Raw genomic sequence first — 15,669 nt, forward strand, 5'->3', positions numbered from 1 at the left:
GCGGCTCCGGCGGCGGCGCGCCCGGCCCCGCGGGCCCCGCAGGCCCGCAGGGTCCGATCGGCCTCACCGGACCGGTCGGCCCGATCGGCGCCGTCGGCCCGCAGGGCGACCCCGGCCCCGCCGGCACGACCGGCGCCAGAGGCGATCCCGGCACGACCGGCGCGATCGGCCCTCAGGGCGTCCAGGGCGACCCGGGTCCCGCCGGCGCGACGCTCGCGACCTCCAGCGGGCACGCCACCTTCACGACGAGACCCGGCGGGCTCGTGGGCGACGCCACGGCGCTGCCGCTCAACGGCGTGCGCACGAGCGCGCTGACCTACACCTACGGATCGCCCGCCCCGTTCACCGCCTCGCAGGTCGTCGCCGCGACGACGACCTTCACGAGACTGCGGCTGGCGGGCCGTCTGACGTCGGCGATGTCGCTGGTCGGGACGACCGTCACGCCGCGCGTGACGCTCGTCGTCAACGACAGCGCGACCAGCCTCGACTGCGACGCGGCGCCGCCGCTCACCGGCGTGCTCGGGCTCGGCACGGCGTTCGGCGCCGTCTGCAGCGGCAACGTCACGCTCGCCCCCGGTGACCTCGCGCACGTCGCCGTCAGCGCGACGGCGGCCGGCATCTCCTTGATCAACACGGTCGACGCCGACGTCACGGCGTCGCTCGGCTGACGAAACGACGAAGGGCCCGCTCGGCGAGCGGGCCCTTCGTCCATCGCAGATGTGGTGCGCGGGCTAGGAGCCCGACGCGATCCGCTGGAACGCCTCGATGCGGCGCTTGTCGCGCTGCGCGAGACGCTGCTCCTCGGAATGTCTCTCGGATCTGGCGATCGTCGCCTCGGCCGCGTTCAGCTTCTCGCTGAGGTCGGCTGTGTCGAGCTGCTCCGGCGCGTGCGCCTCCTCGACGAGGATCAGCACGTCGCCGTCGCCGCCGACCTGCAGGTAGCCCTCGCCCTGCGCCAGCCGCACGATCTCGCTCTCGGAGCGGTAGAGGCGCAGCTCGGCCGGATCGAGCATCGCCAGCAGCGGCTGATGCTTCGCGAGGATGCCGATCGATCCGTCGACCGTCTTGGTCGCGATCATCTCGACCTCGTCGTTGAAGACCTCACCCTCGGGGGTGAGGACCTCGACCTTGAAGGTGGTCCGGGCCACAGCTGCCCCTAGCCCTTCTTCGCAGCCTCGACGACGTCGTCGATCGTGCCCTTGAGCAGGAAGACGCGCTCGGGCAGCTCGTCGTGCTTGCCCTCGATGATCTCCTTGAAGCCGCGGATCGTCTCGGCGATCGGGACGTAGGAGCCGGGGGTGCCGGTGAACTGCTCGGCGACGTGGAACGGCTGCGACAGGAAGCGCTCGACCTTGCGGGCGCGCTGCACGATGACCTTGTCCTCGTCGGAGAGCTCGTCGATGCCGAGGATCGCGATGATGTCCTGGAGCTCCTTGTAGCGCTGCAGGATCTCCTTGACCTCGTTGGCGACCGCGTAGTGCTCCTCGCCGAGGATGTCCGGCTTGAGGATCGTCGAGGTCGAGTCGAGCGGGTCGACGGCCGGGTAGATGCCCTTCTCCGAGATCGACCGCGAGAGCACGGTCGTCGCGTTGAGGTGGGCGAACACCGACGCCGGCGCCGGGTCGGTGAGGTCGTCGGCGGGGACGTAGACGGCCTGCACCGAGGTGACCGAGCCTCTGCGCGTCGAGGTGATGCGCTCCTGCAGCTGGCCCATCTCCGACTCGAGCGTCGGCTGGTAGCCGACCTGCGACGGCATGCGGCCGAGGAGGGCGGAGACCTCCGAGCCGGCCTGCACGAAGCGGAAGATGTTGTCGATGAAGAGGAGCACGTCCTGGCCCTCGTCACGGAAGTACTCGGCCATCGTCAGGCCGGACAGCGCGACGCGCATGCGGGCGCCGGGCGGCTCGTTCATCTGACCGAAGACGAGCATCGTCTTGTCGATCGTGCCCGACTCCTTCATCTCGAGCCAGAGGTCGTTCCCCTCGCGCGAGCGCTCGCCGACGCCGCAGAAGGCCGAGAGGCCGCCGTGCTCGCGCGCGAGGTTGTCGATCAGCTCCTGGATCAGGACGGTCTTGCCGACGCCGGCGCCGCCGAACAGGCCGACCTTGCCGCCCTTGGCGTACGGGGCGAGCAAGTCGATGACCTTGATGCCCGTCTCGAACATCTCGGTCGTCGGGGTCAGCTCCTCGACCTTCGGGGCCGACGCGTGGATCGGACGACGCTCCTGCACGTCGACCGGACCGGCGAGGTCGATCGGCTCGCCGAGCACGTTGAAGATGCGGCCGAGCGTCGCGCGACCGACCGGGACCGTGATCGGGCCGCCGGTGTCGTGGACCTCGGTGCCGCGGGCGAGGCCGTCGGTCGAGTCCATCGCCACCGCGCGGACGCGGTCGTCGCCGAGGTGCTGCTGGACCTCGCAGACGAGCGTGCCGTCGTCGCCGCGGTCGATCGTGATCGCGTTGTTGATGTGGGGCAGTCCATCGGGGAAGACGGCCTCGATGACGACGCCCTGGATCTCCTCGATGCGCCCGACGTTCTTCGTCTGGGTATCTGCGGTGGCTGACATTGTGTTCGGTGTCTCCTTAGGCGTCACTGGCTAGCCGAGCGCTTCGGCGCCGGCGACGACTTCCATGATCTCCTGCGTGATCTCGGCCTGACGGGCGCGGTTCATCTCGAGCGTGAGGTCGCTGATGATGTCGCCGGCGTTGTCCGACGCGCTGCGCATCGCGGTCATGCGGGCCCCGAGCTCCGACGCTGTCGACTCGAGCAGCGCGCGGAAGATCGAGATCTCGACGTAGTCGGGCACGAGCCGCTCGAGGATCTCCTCGGGCTCGGGCTCGTAGTCGACGAGCGCGTGCGCGCCGTTGCCGCCGCCGTTCTCCTCCTCGGAGTCGTCGCCGAGGATCGTCGCCTGCTGCAGCGGCAGCAGCGTCTCGCGACGGACCTCCTGCGACATCGGCGAGATGTAGCCGTTGTAGAGGATCTCGACGCGGTCGACCTTGCCGTCGATGTAGGCGGCGGTGAGCGCCGCGGCGATCTCACGCGCGTTCGCGAACGACGGCCGCTCCGTGAAGCCGGTGAAGCCCTGCTCCGGAGCACGGTTGCGGAAGGTCAGCGACGAGACGCCGCGGCGGCCGGTCGCGTAGTAGACGACCTCGCGGCCGTCGGCCTCATGCTCGTCGCCGCTGCGGATGCCGGCGCGGATGATCTGCGAGTTGAAGGCGCCGGCGAGGCCGCGGTCGGCGGTCACCAGCAGCAGCGCGACGCGCTTCTCCTCCGGGTGCTCGGCGAGGATCGGCAGCGCCGGCACGTCGCCGGCCGCCTCCGCCGCCTGGCGGGTCATGCGGCGGATCGCCCCTGCGTACGGGCGCAGGGCGGCGATCCGCGTCTCGGCGCGCCGCAGGCGCGCCGCCGCGACCATCTCCATCGCGCGGGTGATCTTCTGGATGTTCTTGACCGACGCGATGCGGTTCTTGACGTCTCGCTGAGCCATGTGGGGGTGCGGGTCGGATCTGGTCGCGCGTGACGCGCGCTAGACCGCCGCCGCCTCCTGCTCGCGCTCGGCCGACTCGGCCGCGGCGGGACGCGCCGGCGCGGCGTTCTGCTCCAGCGGCTGACCCTCCTCGTCGAGGTCGAAGCCGAAGTCGCTGGCGAACCGCTCGACCAGCTCGTGGACGCCCTTCTCGGTCTCGTCGGACCAGTCGCCGCCGGCGATCGCCTTGCGCAGGTCGGCCGCCTCGGAGTGCGCGCGACGCGTCAGGTCGACGAGGAACTTCTCGACCTTGTCGACGGCGATGCGATCGAGGAAGCCGTTGGTCGCGGCGTACAGCTGGATGACCTGGTCCTCGACGGCCAGCGGCGAGCGCTCGTTCTGGTTGAGCGTGCGCACGAGCCGGTTGCCGCGCGCGAGCGTGCGCTGCGTGTCGGCGTCGAGGTCGGAGCCGAACTGCGCGAACGCCTCCAGCTCGCGGAACTGCGACAGCTCGAGCTTGATCTTGCCGGCGACCTTCTTCATCGGCTTGATCTGCGCGTTGCCGCCGACGCGGGAGACGGAGATGCCGACGTTGATCGCCGGGCGGACGCCCGAGAAGAACAGCTTCGGCTCGAGGAAGATCTGCCCGTCGGTGATCGAGATCACGTTCGTCGGGATGTACGCCGAGACGTCGCCGCCCTGCGTCTCGATGATCGGCAGCGCCGTCATCGAGCCGCCGCCGAGCTCGTCGTTGAGCTTGACGGAGCGCTCCAGCAGGCGCGAGTGGAGGTAGAAGACGTCGCCCGGGTACGCCTCGCGGCCCGGCGGGCGGCGCAGCAGGAGCGACATCTGGCGGTAGGCGTAGGCGTGCTTGGTGAGGTCGTCGTAGACCGCCAGCGCGTGTCTGCCCTTGTAGAGGAAGTACTCGGCCATCGCGGCGCCGGCGTACGGCGCCATGAACTTGATCGGCGCGGCCTCGTCAGCAGCGGCGGCGACGATGATCGTCGAGTCGAGCGCGCCGTTCTCGGCGAGCGTCTCGGCGATGCCGACGACGGTCGCGAGACGCTGGCCGATCGCAACGTAGACCGAGACGACGCCCGAGTCCTTGTTGTTGATGATCGTGTCGATCGCGATCGCGGTCTTGCCGGTCTGTCGGTCGCCGATGATCAGCTCGCGCTGGCCGCGGCCGATCGGGATCATCGCGTCGACGGCCTTGAGGCCGGTCTGCATCGGCTCGGTGACCGGCTGACGCTGGACGACGCCGGGGGCCTTGAACTCGGCCGGGCGCGTCTCGCTCGTGATGATGTCGCCCTTGCCGTCGAGCGGGTTGCCGAGCGGGTCGACGATGCGGCCCAGGAGGGCGTCGCCGACGGGGATCTCGAGCAGTCTGCCGGTGCGCTTGACGGTGTCGCCCTCGACGATCTGCTGCCAGTCGCCGAACAGCACGACGCCGACGTTGTCGGACTCGAGGTTGAGCGCGAGGCCGGTGACGTCGTGGGGCAGCTCGAGCATCTCGAACGACATGCAGTTCTCGAGCCCGTGCACGCGGGCGATGCCGTCCGCGACGGACAGCACGGTGCCGACCTCGGTCAGGTCAGCGCTGCCGCTGTCGAGGCCCTCGATGCGGCTCTTCAGGATGGAGGTGATCTCGTCGGGCTTGATCTGCATGGTGGGGTCTTTGGCTCCTAGGGCAGGCGCTCAGGCCTGCGCGACGTGCTTGCGAAGTTGGTCCAGGCGGTGCTTGATCGAGGCGTCGAGGATCTGGTTGCCGACCCGCAGCACGATGCCACCGAGGATGCTCGGGTCGACCTTGCTGGTCAGCTCGACGCGCTGGCCGGTCTGCTCGCCGATGCGGTCGCCGATGCTCTTGACGGTCGCCTCGTCGAGGTCGATCGCGCTGGTCACCTCGACGGGCAGCAGCTTGTTCTCCTCGTCCCACAGCCGTTCGTACTCCGCACGGATGCGGTAGATGGCGGGCATGCGGTGGCGCTCCAGCAGCGTCTCGAGGAAGTTGACGAAGATCTCGTCAGCGCCCTCGACCGCCTTCGTGAGCCCTTCCTTCTTCTCGTCCGTGGAGAAGTACGGCGAGAAGAAGAAGACGGCGAGGTCGCGGTTCTGCTCCAGCGCATCCGCGAACTGGCCGAGCTGCTCGCGCACGATGTCGAGCTTGCCTTGTTCCTTGGCAACCTCGAACAGCGCGCGCGAGTAGACCTGGGCGATCTCTTCCATGGGGACCTAGTTCCTCCGGTCGCCGGAGAGGGCTGAGAAGTCCAGCTCGGACAGCGCCTCTTCGACGAGCCGCTTCTGGTCCTCCGCCGACAGCGTCTTGCGGGTGACCTTCTCCGTGGCCGCGACCGTCAGGTCGGCGACCTCGCGGCGGATCTCCTGGATGGCGGCCTGCGTCTCGGCCTGGATGTCGCGGCGAGTCTGCTCGAGCAGGTCCTCGCGCTTCACCTTCGCCGCGTCGATCGCCTCGCGCTCGGCGACCTCGCCGGCACGCTCGGCCTTCGCGACGATCTCGTCGGCCTGGGCGCGCGCCTCGGCCAGCCGCTCGCGGTACTCGGCGAGCAGCTGATCGGCCTCCTGGCGGGTGCGCTCGGCGGCGTCGATCGAGTCCTCGATCTGCGTCTGGCGCGCGTCGAGGATTCTCGTGATCTGGGGCCACGCGTACTTGCGCAGCACCAGCATGGCGACGACGAACGCCAGCAGCGTCCAGATCATCAGGCCCGGGACGACTCTGACGAGCGGGTTCAGCCCCTCGTCTTCGGCGGTCTCGGTGGCGGCCAGGACGAAGGGCGCCGCGATGATGTCGATGGCGGCGAACATCGGCTTAGACGAAGAACGCGATCAGGCCGGCGATGAACCCGTAGAAGACGGTCGCCTCGGTGAGCGCGAAGCCGAGCCACTGGATCGACTGGATGTCGTTTCTCAGCTCGGGCTGACGCGAGACCGCCTCGATCGTCTTGCCGAAGATGAAGCCGAGGCCGATGCCCGTACCGAGCGCGGCAAGGCCGGTGCCCAGGCCGAGGCCGATCGCGCGACCGGCCGTCTCGCCCGTGGCAGCGGCGGTGTCGACGGCGGCCTGTGCGGTGATCAGGATCAGGTCCACTTGCGGGTTCTCCTTAGTGTTCCTCGGCGACGGCGCCGCCGAGGTAGATCGCGGTAAGAGTGCTGAAGATGAATGCCTGGAGCGTCGCGACCAGGCCGATCTCGAAGATGAAGAAGACGACCGCCAGCGTGCCGGTCGAGATGCCGAGGATCACCGAACCGAAGGCGCCCATCCCGAGCAGGACGACGAGGCCGCCCGCCATGAACAGGATCAGGAGGTGGCCGGCGAGGATGTTGGCGAAGAGACGCAGTGAGAGCGAGAGCAGCCGGACGAAGTGCGAGAGCGCTTCGATCACCAGGATCGGGCCGACCATGAAGCCCTCGACGCCGCTGGGCACCCAGCTGCGGATGTAGCCGAAGAAGCCGTGATGGCGGATGCCCTCGACGTGGTAGGCGATCCAGACGACGAGCGCGAGCACGAGCGGGATCGAGATGTTGGCCGTCGCGGCGTAGAGCGCGAACGACGGGATCTCGACGCCGGCGACGTCGAACGTGTGCTCCGTGTTCGTCGGCATCGGGATGTACCCGATCATGTTCGAGAACCAGATGAAGAGGAACAGCGTGGCGATGAAGGGGAACCACTTCGACGCCATTCTCGGGTCCATGTTGCCGCGCGTGATGTTGTCGCGCATGAGGCCGAAGGCGCCTTCGAGGACGACCTGCAGGCGGCCGCTCGGGCGCGTCGCCATGCGGCGCGCGGCGTAGACCATCACGATGCAGGTCAGCGCGGTCGCGAGGACGATGTAGAAGACGGCCTTGTTGATCGAGAGGTCGAGCCCGCCGATCTTGATCGACACCCAGCTCGGGAGCGCGAACTCCTCGGACGGGTTGAGGGCCGGCTCGTTCGACGCGGTCTCCTCCGCGGCGAAGGCCACGGCCGGCGAGAGCAGCAGCAGGCCGACGAGCGCCGTCAGCGACGCGAGCAGCAAGCGGGGTTGACTGCGCAGGTTCAAGAGGTTCGCTCCGAGTGGTTCTGCGGTGCACGCATGATGAGTGAGATCACGAGATAGGTGGTGAAGGCGGCGCCCGCGAGCAGGGCCGCGGTGAGCCCGGCTTCGCGGTCCGCGATGCCGACGGCGAAGATCGTAAGGGCAACGAGCCATGAACGTCCGATCAACGACCCGGCCATGAAGCCGAAGAAGCGTCTGGTGTCCTCTTCCTGGGCCGCCTTGCGCTCCATGAACGTCTGCAGCGCCTTCTGCGCGATCCAGGCGATCGAGCCGGCCGCCCACCCGAGCAGCGACCCGTCGAGCGCGATCACGATCGGGAGCGCGAGCAGGAGCACGACGGCGTCGAGTTGACGGAGAAGGATCATCGGTCAGTTGTCACAGGTCACGAAAGTGCGCATGCACCAGGGCGATGCCGGCGGCGAAGCCTACGCCCAAGCCGACGATCAACAGCGGCACAGGTGCGCCCACGAGCGCCCCGACCCCAAGACCGATGCCGGCGCACAGCAGTATCGCGGCGAGCAGGATCGAGCCGGCGACGGCCCCCCGCGTCGGCGGGCGGTCGTTCATCGTCGGGCTGCTGCTCGGGGAGATCGGGGGGACACATGGAGGGCGTTTCCGCCAAGAACGTAAAAAGAACCCACTACAGGCAAATCCGTCCCCGCGGGCCTTGCGGAGACTGGCTGCCTAGTGGGCTTATGGAGAGCTTACCTGCTCCGCACAGCTTGTAACAACTTCGTGACAGTCGCTACTCTGTCACTCGCGCGTACGCGCCCGCGCGTCGGACTTCCGGAGCCATTCTGGCAGCTCGCGGGCCGACGCGCTGACCGCCCCCTCTCGCCCGCCCGGCGGTGCCGCGACCGGTCCGGAGGCGGCTCGATAGGCTGCGACCGATGACGTCGCTGAGCCGCCGGACGGAGGCGCAGACCGAGAAGCGCGCCGCCGTCGAGCGCAGCGTGCTCGAGGCGACCGAGGCGCTGCTCGCCGAGGGCGCCTCCTACGCGGAGCTGGGGATCGAGCGGATCGCGACGCGCGCCGGGATCTCCCGCACCGCCTTCTACTTCTACTTCCGCGACAAGCGCGAGCTGCTGATGCGGCTGACCGCCGGGATCGCCGAAGAGCTGTTCGCCGAGGCGGAGCGCTGGTGGTCGGGCGAAGGCGAGGGCGAGCCGGAGCTGCGCGCCGCGATCGCCAAGATCGTCGACATCTACCGGCGCCACCCGGCGCTGCTGCGCGCGGTCGTCGAGGCGGCCGCCTACGACGACGAGGCCGCCCGCTTCTGGCGCGCGCTCGTGGGCCGCTTCGCCGACTCGACGCAGGCGCGGATCGAGCGCGAGCAGGCGGCCGGGACGGTCGACCCGGCGCTGCCGGCGCAGGCGACCGCGTTCGCGCTCGTGTGGATGACCGAGCGCAGCGCCTACGAGCGGCTCGTGCAGGAGGACGCCGTCGGCGAGCAGCCGCTGATAGAGGCGCTGCTGCGGATCTGGCTCTGCGCCGTCTACGGCGCACCGCAACACACCGGCTGAGAACGCCGACGCGCTACGGCGCCGCGCGCTGAGCGGGCGCCGCGTCGGGCGGAGGCGGCGGGGCGACGGCGCCGAACTCGCCCGTCTCCAGCTCTCTCTCGACCTGCACGTCGATCTCGTGCTCGGTCGTCGCCGGGTCGGCGCGCCGCAGCTGCCAGGCGCGCAGGCGCTTGAGCTTGAGGATCTCCAGCACGACGACGAGGTAGATGCTGGCCGCCAGCACGACGAGCCCCAGCGCGATCAGCAGCGCGAACCAGGCGGCGTCGATGTTGCCGTGGTTGTCGGTGTACGGGATGAAGCGCAGCGCGACCGCGAGGCCGGCCAGCAGCACCGTCCAGGCGTAGAGGTAGAGGACCGTGCGGCGCTGACTGAAGCCGATCCGCGAGAAGCGGTGGTGGAAGTGCTGCGCGTCGGCTGACCACGGCGCCCGTCTGTATTTCAACCGGCGGGCGATCACGAAGCCGGTGTCGAGGAACGGCACGGCGAGGATCGCGAGCGGGCCGACGAGCGCGATCAGGGCGTTGGTCTTGAGCGAGCCCTGCACGGCGACGCAGCCGAGCAGGAAGCCGAGCAGCAGCGCTCCGCAGTCGCCCATGAAGATCGACGCCGGGTGGAAGTTGTGGATCAGGAAGCCGAGCGCGGCGCCGGCGACGATCGCCGCCAGCACGGCGGCGCCGCCGCGGCCGAGGTCGAAGGCGATGATCGAGAAGGCGACGGCGCTGATCGCGCAGACGCCGGCGGCGAGCCCGTCGACGCCGTCGGAGAAGTTGACGACGTTCATCAGCGCGACGAGCCCGAAGACGGTCAGCACCCCGCCGACGTCGCCGAACTGGATCGCGCCGAGGAAGGGGAAGGTGATGTTCTCGACCTTCACCCCCGCCGCGACGGGGATGATCGCGGCGACGACCTGGCCGAGCAGCTTCCACTGCGGCGGCAGGTCGATCACGTCGTCGATCGCGCCGACGGCGGCGATCAGCGCGGCGCCGAGCAGGATCCCCCGCGTCTCGTCGGTGATCGGCAGCCAGATCGCGGAGGCGACGAGCACCCCGGCGAGGATCGCCAACCCGCCCAGCAGCGGAGTCGCGCGCGCCGCCAGGCCGCGTTCGCGCGGCTCGTCGACGGCGCCGATACGGGTCGCCAATCGCGCCACGAACGGGGTCGTGACCGCCGCGACCGCCAGGGCGACGAGAAAGGCGAAGACGGCGTCGAGCTCGTTCATGCCGATGCTGAAGTCTGGCAGGGGCGGTGGACCGCCGTGTTACCCGCTGCCGGCCGCGCCCCGGACGGGGCGCGGCGAGGCGCGTGTCAGGCGATTGCGGGGGCGTTCAGGTGCGCGTACAGCGGGTGCTTCTCGGCGAGCGCCGTGACGCGCTCCGCCAGCTCGGCCTTGCGGTCCTCGAACGCGGGCGTCAGCGCCGTCGCGATCAGCTTGCCGACCTCGCTGAAGTCGTCGACGCTGAAGCCGCGCGTCGCGAGCGCCGGGGAGCCGACGCGCAGGCCGCTGGAGACCATCGGCGGGCGCGGGTCGAACGGCACCGCGTTGCGATTGACCGTGATGCCGATCTCGTGCAGGCGATCCTCGGCCTGCTGGCCGTCGAGCTCGGACTCGCGCAGGTCGACGAGCACGAGGTGGACGTCGGTGCCGCCCGTCAGCACGCTGACGCCGGAGCCCTCGTCGGCGAGCAGCTCGGTCGCGAGCGCCTGCGCGCCGGCGATCGTGCGCTGCTGACGCTCCTTGAAGGCGTCGCTCATCGCGATCTTGAACGCGACCGCCTTGCCGGCGATCACGTGCTCCAGCGGGCCGCCCTGCTGACCCGGGAAGATCGCCGAGTTGAGTCTTCTGGCGTGCTCCTCTCTGGAGAGGATCAGGCCGCCGCGGCCGCCGCCGATCGTCTTGTGCGTCGTCGACGTCACGACGTCGGCGTACGGCACCGGGCTCGGGTGCAGGCCGGCGGCGACGAGGCCGGCGAAGTGGGCCATGTCGACCATCAGCAGCGCGCCGACCTCGTCGGCGATCTCGCGGAAGCGGACGAAGTCGAGCTGACGCGGATAGGCCGACCAGCCGGCGAGCAGCAGCTTCGGCTTGCGCTCGCGCGCGATCTTGGCGACCTCATCCATGTCGATCCGACTCGTCTCGCGGTCGACCTGATACGGCGCGATGTCGTAGAGGCGGCCGGAGACGTTGATTCTCATGCCGTGGCTGAGGTGGCCGCCGTGCGCCAGCTCCAGCCCCATGATCGTGTCGCCCGGCTTCAGCAGCGCGTGGTACACGGCGGTGTTGGCCTGCGCGCCGGAGTGGGCCTGGACGTTGGCGGCCTCGGCGCCGAACAGCTCCTTGGCGCGGTCGATCGCGAGCTGCTCGGCGATGTCGACGAACTCGCAGCCGCCGTAGTAGCGCCGCCCCGGATAGCCCTCGGCGTACTTGTTCGTCAGCACGCTGCCCTGCGCGTCGAGCACGGCCTGCGGGACGAAGTTCTCGGAGGCGATCATCTCCAGCGTCTTCTGCTGGCGCTCCAGCTCGCGTCCGATGGCGTCCGCGATCTCGGGATCGACCTCGGCGAGCGGCTTGTTGAAGAAGTCGGACGGCAGGTCGGTCATGCGGGGGTCTCCATCGCGGTGATCTGGTTGACGCGGCGGGCGTGGCGGCCGCCGTCGAAGTCGGTCGCGAGGAAGGCCGCGACGATCGCGTCCGCCTCGTCGGGCGAGAGCCGCGCACCCGACAGGGTGACGACGTTCGCGTCGTTGTGGCGCCGGCACATCTCGGCCTCCTCGGCGTCGTGCGCGTTGACGGCGCGAACGCCGTGAACCTTGTTGGCGACGATCGCGACGCCGTTGCCGGAGCCGCAGACGAGCACGCCGCGCTCTGCGTCGCCGGCGGCGACGAGCGCCGCGGCGGGCTGCGCGTAGTGGGGATAGTCGACGGAGTCGCTGCCGTCGGGACCGAGGTCGACGACCTCGTGGCCTTGAGCGGCGAGCGCCCCGGCAAGGTGCGACTTCAGCGTGAAGCCGGCGTGGTCAGAGGCGATGGCGATCTTCATGGCGGCGGGACGAGGGTACCAATCACCACACCGGCCGCAGTGACGGGACCCCCTCCCCCGCCGCCTGCTCGACGTAGGCGGCGACGGCGGTCTTCGCGGCCGTCACGGCCTGCTCGCCGGCCAGCGCCGCCCACTCGCGCTCGATGCGGGCCCACAGGGCGTCGGCGTGGGCGACGTAGTCGCGGCCGCGTGCGGTCAGCGCGAGCACGGTCGCGCGGCGGTCACGCGGATGCGGCGCGCGCGAGAGATAGCCCCACTGCTCCAGCTCGACCGCCAGTCTCGTCGCCGCCTGTCTCGTCAGTTCGAGATGGGCGCCGAGCTGGGTCGCGGTCAGCTCGCCGTGCTCCTCCAGCAGCCGGAAGATGAAGCCGTGGGCTGGCCGCAGCGGCTCGTACCCCTCCGCGCGCAGCAGCTCATGGAAGCGGTCTGTGAGCGCGCGGAAGCCCATCGCGAGCAGCAGCGCGGCGGTCCCTCGTCTGGCCGGATCGGGCGACGTCATGACGAGATAGTCAACCAGGTTGCCCGGATCGGTTAGAGTCAGTGAACTCAGTTGCCTATCAAGGAGCCACCGATGCCGCTCGCCACGCTCGCCGACGCACCGACCTTTGCCCGTGAGGGCTTCACCTTCCGCTCGCTCGCCGTCCCCTCGCGCGGCTCCGCCGAGCTGGCCGTGTGGGCGCTGGAGGCCGCGCCGGGCGCATGCAGCGAGCCGCACTCGCTCGACCGCGAGGAGGTCTTCGTGGTCGCCGCCGGCACGCTGACGGCGACCGTCGGCGACGAGCGGCACGCGCTCGCGGCCGGCGACGCGCTGATCGTGCCGCCCGGTACGCCGCTGCAACTGGCCAACGACGGTGCCGAGACGGCGCGGCTGACCGTCTGCACGTCGGCCGGGATGCGGGCGCGGCTCAACGGCGAGGCGTTCACCCCGCCGTGGGCGCAGTAGTCGGCTGGAACGGAGGACGACGGCGAACGCGCGTCAGCCGAGCGCGTCGGTGACCGTCGCGACCGGCACCGCACCCTCGCGCACGATCTTCCAGCGGCCGTCGCGCTCGTAGCCGCGCAGGTCGATCACCGTCGAGGAGGTGCCGGGCAGCGGGCCGCCGTCGAGCACGAGGTCGGCGCCGGAGCGGATCGCCTCCGGCACCTCCGCCAGCGTCGTCGGGTCGGCACCGCCGGCGTGGTTGGCGCTCGACTGCAGCACCGGCAGCTCGACCTCCGCCAGCGCGGCCAGCGGCCCTTCCAGACGCGGCACGCGCAGGCCGAGCGCGGCGACGGGGTCGTCCGGGTCGGGCAGCAGCAGCGTCACGCCGCCCGGCAGCAGCCGCTCGAGCGCCGCGCGGGTGCGCGCGCCGAGCTGCGGCAGCTCCGCCAGCGCGCGCTCGCGGTCGAAGAACATCAGCGCCGCCGGCTTGCTCGGCGCGCGTCCCTTCAGCTCGTAGAGGCGCGCGACCGCCGCGAGGTCGCTCGGCGCAGCGGCGAGCCCGTAGACGGTGTCGGCCGGGAAGACGGCGACGCCGCCGGAGGCGATCGTCAGCGCGAACGCGGCGGCATCGGCGGAGGTGAGACTCAACGCTCCCCCACCACCACGCGCTCGATCCCGGCGAGGTCTCTGTGCGCCCGCACGCGCGTCATCCCCGCCTCGCGCAGCAGCGCGCCGACCGCCGGCGCCTGGCCGGCGCCGACCTCGAAGGCGACGAACGGCGCGCGCGCGGCGGCGTCGGCGGCGAGACGGCGCAGCACGTCGAGGCCGTCGCCGCCGGCGAACAGCGCCTGCGCCGGCTCGTGCACCGCGACCTCCGGCTCGAGCTGCTCGCGGTCGCCGTCGGGCACGTACGGCGGGTTGGAGAGGACCGCGTCGAACGCTCCCTCCACGCCCGACAGCAGGTCGCCCTGCGCGAAGGTCACGTTGAGCCGCAGCGCGGCGGCGTTGGCGCGCGCGACGTTGAGCGCGTCGGCGCTGAGATCGGTCGCGAGCACGTCGAGGTCGGGCCGCTCGTGCTTGAGCGCGAGCGCGACGGCGCCGCTGCCGGTGCCGACGTCGAGCACGCGCGCCGCGCGCGGCAGCCCCAGCGCGACCTCGACCAGCAGCTCCGTCTCCGGACGCGGCACCAGCACGCGCCGGTCGACCGTCAGGTCGATGTGGCGGAAGCCGCGCGTGCCGCGGATGTAGGCGACCGGCTCGCGTGCCCGCCGCCGCGCGACGAGCGCGGCGAAGCGCTCGCTCTCGGCGAGCGCTAGGACCCGCTCGGGATGGAGGTGCAGCGAGGTGCGCGTCGCGCCGAGCGCGTCGGCCAGCAGCAGCTCCGCGTCGAGCCGCGGGTTGTCGCAGCCGGCCTCGCGCAGGTCGGCCGTCGCGATCGCCAAGGACATCCGCACCGACGGGCCGTCGGCGAACGTCCAGCCCTCCTCCGGCGCGCTCACGCCGGGATCACGCCTCGGCCTGCTCCTCGAGCTTGCGCCGCTTCTCATCGTTCTGGAGTGCCGCGGTGACGTCGTCGAGGTCGCCGCCGAGGACGGCGTCCATGTTGTTGACGGTCAGCTTGATGCGGTGATCGGTGATGCGGTCCTGCGGGAAGTTGTACGTGCGGATCTTCTCCGCCCGCTCGCCGCTGCCGACCTGCGACAGGCGGTTGGCCGAGAGCGCGGCCTGCTGCTCGGCGAGCGCCCGCTCGTAGAGGCGCGCGCGCAGGACGCGCATCGCCTTCTCACGGTTCTGCAGCTGCGACTTCTCGTCCTGCATCGAGACGACGACACCGCTCGGCTTGTGCGTGATGCGGACCGCCGAGTCGGTCGTGTTGACCGACTGGCCGCCCGGCCCGGAGGAACGGTAGACGTCGACCTGCAGGTCGCTCTCGTTGATCTGCACGTCGACGTCCTCGGCCTCCGGCAGCACCGCGACGGTCGCCGTCGAGGTGTGGATGCGGCCCTGGGACTCGGTCTCGGGGACGCGCTGGACGCGGTGCGTGCCGCCCTCGAACTTGAAGACCGAGTAGGCGCCGTCGCCCTTGATCGCGAAGGTGTAGGTGCCGTCGCCCTCGTCCATCGCCTCGGTCTGGAAGCCGCGCCGCTCGGCGTAGCGGGTCAGCATCCGGTAGAGGTCGCCGGCGAACAGGCCGGCCTCGTCGCCGCCGGCGCCGGGGCGGATCTCGACGATCACGTTCTTCTCGTCGGCGGGGTCCTTCTCGACCATCGCGAGGCGGATCTCCTCGTCGAGCTGCTCGATCCGCTCGCGCGCCCTCGTGAGCATCTCGCGCACCTCGGGATCCTCGCCCTCGTCCAGCAGCTCTCTGGCGCCGGCCTCGTCGTCGACGGCGCGGCGCCACTCGACGGCCAGCTTGGCGGCCGGTTCCAGCTCGGCATACTGACGGCCGGCGTCGGCGTAGCGCTGACGGTCCCCGATCACCTCGGGGTCGGCCATCATGTTCTCGAGCTCGCCGAAGCGCGACTCGATCTGTCTGACCAGCTGCTCGATCACGGCCGACGAGTCTAGGGCAGTCGCCCGTGCGGGGCGCGCCGCGGGCGCCCGGCCACGCGGCGCCTTAACGAGCAATGGCCCCGTCGGGAGCCGACGGGGCCAC

General features: G+C 70.7%; 19 protein-coding genes and 1 pseudogene. 3 read left to right on the forward strand and 17 right to left on the reverse strand.

All coding sequences use genetic code 11. From position 1 onward, the window contains the following. Positions 1-668: pseudogene (locus tag R7226_RS19935) on the forward strand (hypothetical protein); the annotation flags it as partial. A gap of 63 nt (positions 669-731) precedes the next feature. Here the strand turns inward: R7226_RS19935 and atpC are convergent. Genes atpC through R7226_RS19985 form a run of 10 tightly spaced genes read right to left on the reverse strand, consistent with a single transcriptional unit; the run spans position 732 to position 8,097 of the window. Beyond that, on the reverse strand, positions 732-1,148 hold the full coding sequence (atpC, locus tag R7226_RS19940) for an ATP synthase F1 subunit epsilon (protein WP_318599063.1): 417 nt from the start codon (positions 1,146-1,148) through the stop codon (positions 732-734). 8 nt (positions 1,149-1,156) lie between these two features. After that, positions 1,157-2,566 (reverse strand): F0F1 ATP synthase subunit beta, encoded by a 1,410-nt coding sequence (atpD, locus tag R7226_RS19945; RefSeq protein ID WP_318599064.1) that lies wholly within the window; start codon positions 2,564-2,566, stop codon positions 1,157-1,159. Positions 2,567-2,596: 30 nt separating this feature from the next. Next, positions 2,597-3,493, reverse strand: coding sequence for an ATP synthase F1 subunit gamma (atpG, locus tag R7226_RS19950; RefSeq protein ID WP_318599065.1), 897 nt, complete (start codon positions 3,491-3,493; stop codon positions 2,597-2,599). Positions 3,494-3,532: 39 nt separating this feature from the next. Beyond that, positions 3,533-5,140, reverse strand: coding sequence for a F0F1 ATP synthase subunit alpha (atpA, locus tag R7226_RS19955; RefSeq protein WP_318599066.1), 1,608 nt, complete (start codon positions 5,138-5,140; stop codon positions 3,533-3,535). A gap of 30 nt (positions 5,141-5,170) precedes the next feature. Beyond that, a complete protein-coding gene (gene atpH / locus R7226_RS19960; protein ID WP_318599067.1) occupies positions 5,171-5,701 on the reverse strand; it encodes an ATP synthase F1 subunit delta in 531 nt (176 codons plus the stop codon). Positions 5,702-5,707: 6 nt separating this feature from the next. After that, the gene (gene atpF / locus R7226_RS19965; protein WP_318599068.1) at positions 5,708-6,298 is read right to left on the reverse strand and encodes a F0F1 ATP synthase subunit B; all 591 of its coding nucleotides are present in this window, start codon (positions 6,296-6,298) and stop codon (positions 5,708-5,710) included. Positions 6,299-6,302: 4 nt separating this feature from the next. Continuing rightward, positions 6,303-6,581, reverse strand: coding sequence for an ATP synthase F0 subunit C (gene atpE / locus R7226_RS19970; protein WP_318599069.1), 279 nt, complete (start codon positions 6,579-6,581; stop codon positions 6,303-6,305). 13 nt (positions 6,582-6,594) lie between these two features. Further along, positions 6,595-7,533, reverse strand: coding sequence for a F0F1 ATP synthase subunit A (gene atpB, locus R7226_RS19975; RefSeq protein WP_318599070.1), 939 nt, complete (start codon positions 7,531-7,533; stop codon positions 6,595-6,597). Beyond that, complete coding sequence (locus R7226_RS19980) at positions 7,530-7,865, reverse strand: hypothetical protein (protein WP_318599071.1); 336 nt, start codon at positions 7,863-7,865, stop codon at positions 7,530-7,532. Before R7226_RS19980 ends, atpB begins: the two co-directional genes overlap by 4 nt. Positions 7,866-7,905: 40 nt before the next feature. Continuing rightward, positions 7,906-8,097 (reverse strand): hypothetical protein, encoded by a 192-nt coding sequence (locus R7226_RS19985; protein ID WP_318599072.1) that lies wholly within the window; start codon positions 8,095-8,097, stop codon positions 7,906-7,908. Positions 8,098-8,420: 323 nt separating this feature from the next. On the opposite strand from R7226_RS19985, the gene R7226_RS19990 reads away from it, so the two are divergent. Continuing rightward, positions 8,421-9,053 (forward strand): TetR/AcrR family transcriptional regulator, encoded by a 633-nt coding sequence (locus tag R7226_RS19990; protein ID WP_318599073.1) that lies wholly within the window; start codon positions 8,421-8,423, stop codon positions 9,051-9,053. A 13-nt stretch (positions 9,054-9,066) separates the two neighbouring features. Here R7226_RS19990 and R7226_RS19995 read toward each other — a convergent pair whose 3' ends face one another. The 4 genes from R7226_RS19995 to R7226_RS20010 form a co-directional block, all read right to left on the reverse strand. After that, complete coding sequence (locus R7226_RS19995) at positions 9,067-10,272, reverse strand: glycosyltransferase family 4 protein (protein WP_318599074.1); 1,206 nt, start codon at positions 10,270-10,272, stop codon at positions 9,067-9,069. 86 nt (positions 10,273-10,358) lie between these two features. Then, positions 10,359-11,651, reverse strand: coding sequence for a serine hydroxymethyltransferase (gene glyA, locus R7226_RS20000; protein ID WP_318599075.1), 1,293 nt, complete (start codon positions 11,649-11,651; stop codon positions 10,359-10,361). Continuing rightward, entirely contained in the window at positions 11,648-12,091 is a 444-nt protein-coding gene (rpiB, locus tag R7226_RS20005) for a ribose 5-phosphate isomerase B (protein WP_318599076.1), read from the reverse strand. The genes glyA and rpiB overlap by 4 nt, the downstream gene beginning before the upstream one ends. 22 nt (positions 12,092-12,113) lie before the next feature. Further along, complete coding sequence (locus tag R7226_RS20010; protein WP_318599077.1) at positions 12,114-12,590, reverse strand: MarR family winged helix-turn-helix transcriptional regulator; 477 nt, start codon at positions 12,588-12,590, stop codon at positions 12,114-12,116. Between the two features lie 72 nt (positions 12,591-12,662). Between R7226_RS20010 and R7226_RS20015 the strand changes: the two genes are divergently transcribed. Then, on the forward strand, positions 12,663-13,034 hold the full coding sequence (locus tag R7226_RS20015; protein ID WP_318599078.1) for a cupin domain-containing protein: 372 nt from the start codon (positions 12,663-12,665) through the stop codon (positions 13,032-13,034). 33 nt (positions 13,035-13,067) lie between these two features. On the opposite strand, the gene R7226_RS20020 is transcribed toward R7226_RS20015, so the two are convergent. From R7226_RS20020 to prfA, 3 genes are read right to left on the reverse strand one after another with little or no spacing between them, the layout of a single operon-like run. Beyond that, entirely contained in the window at positions 13,068-13,661 is a 594-nt protein-coding gene (locus tag R7226_RS20020) for an L-threonylcarbamoyladenylate synthase (RefSeq protein WP_318599079.1), read from the reverse strand. Next, positions 13,658-14,512 (reverse strand): peptide chain release factor N(5)-glutamine methyltransferase, encoded by an 855-nt coding sequence (gene prmC / locus R7226_RS20025; protein WP_318599080.1) that lies wholly within the window; start codon positions 14,510-14,512, stop codon positions 13,658-13,660. Before prmC ends, R7226_RS20020 begins: the two co-directional genes overlap by 4 nt. A gap of 7 nt (positions 14,513-14,519) precedes the next feature. Next, positions 14,520-15,566: a peptide chain release factor 1 gene (gene prfA, locus R7226_RS20030; RefSeq protein ID WP_318599081.1), complete on the reverse strand. Its 1,047-nt coding sequence runs from the start codon at positions 15,564-15,566 to the stop codon at positions 14,520-14,522. Positions 15,567-15,669: the final 103 nt, after the last annotated feature.

Origin of the sequence: Conexibacter stalactiti, from assembly GCF_033542075.1 — a bacterium.
GTDB classification, from domain to species: Bacteria; Actinomycetota; Thermoleophilia; order Solirubrobacterales; family Solirubrobacteraceae; genus Conexibacter; species Conexibacter stalactiti.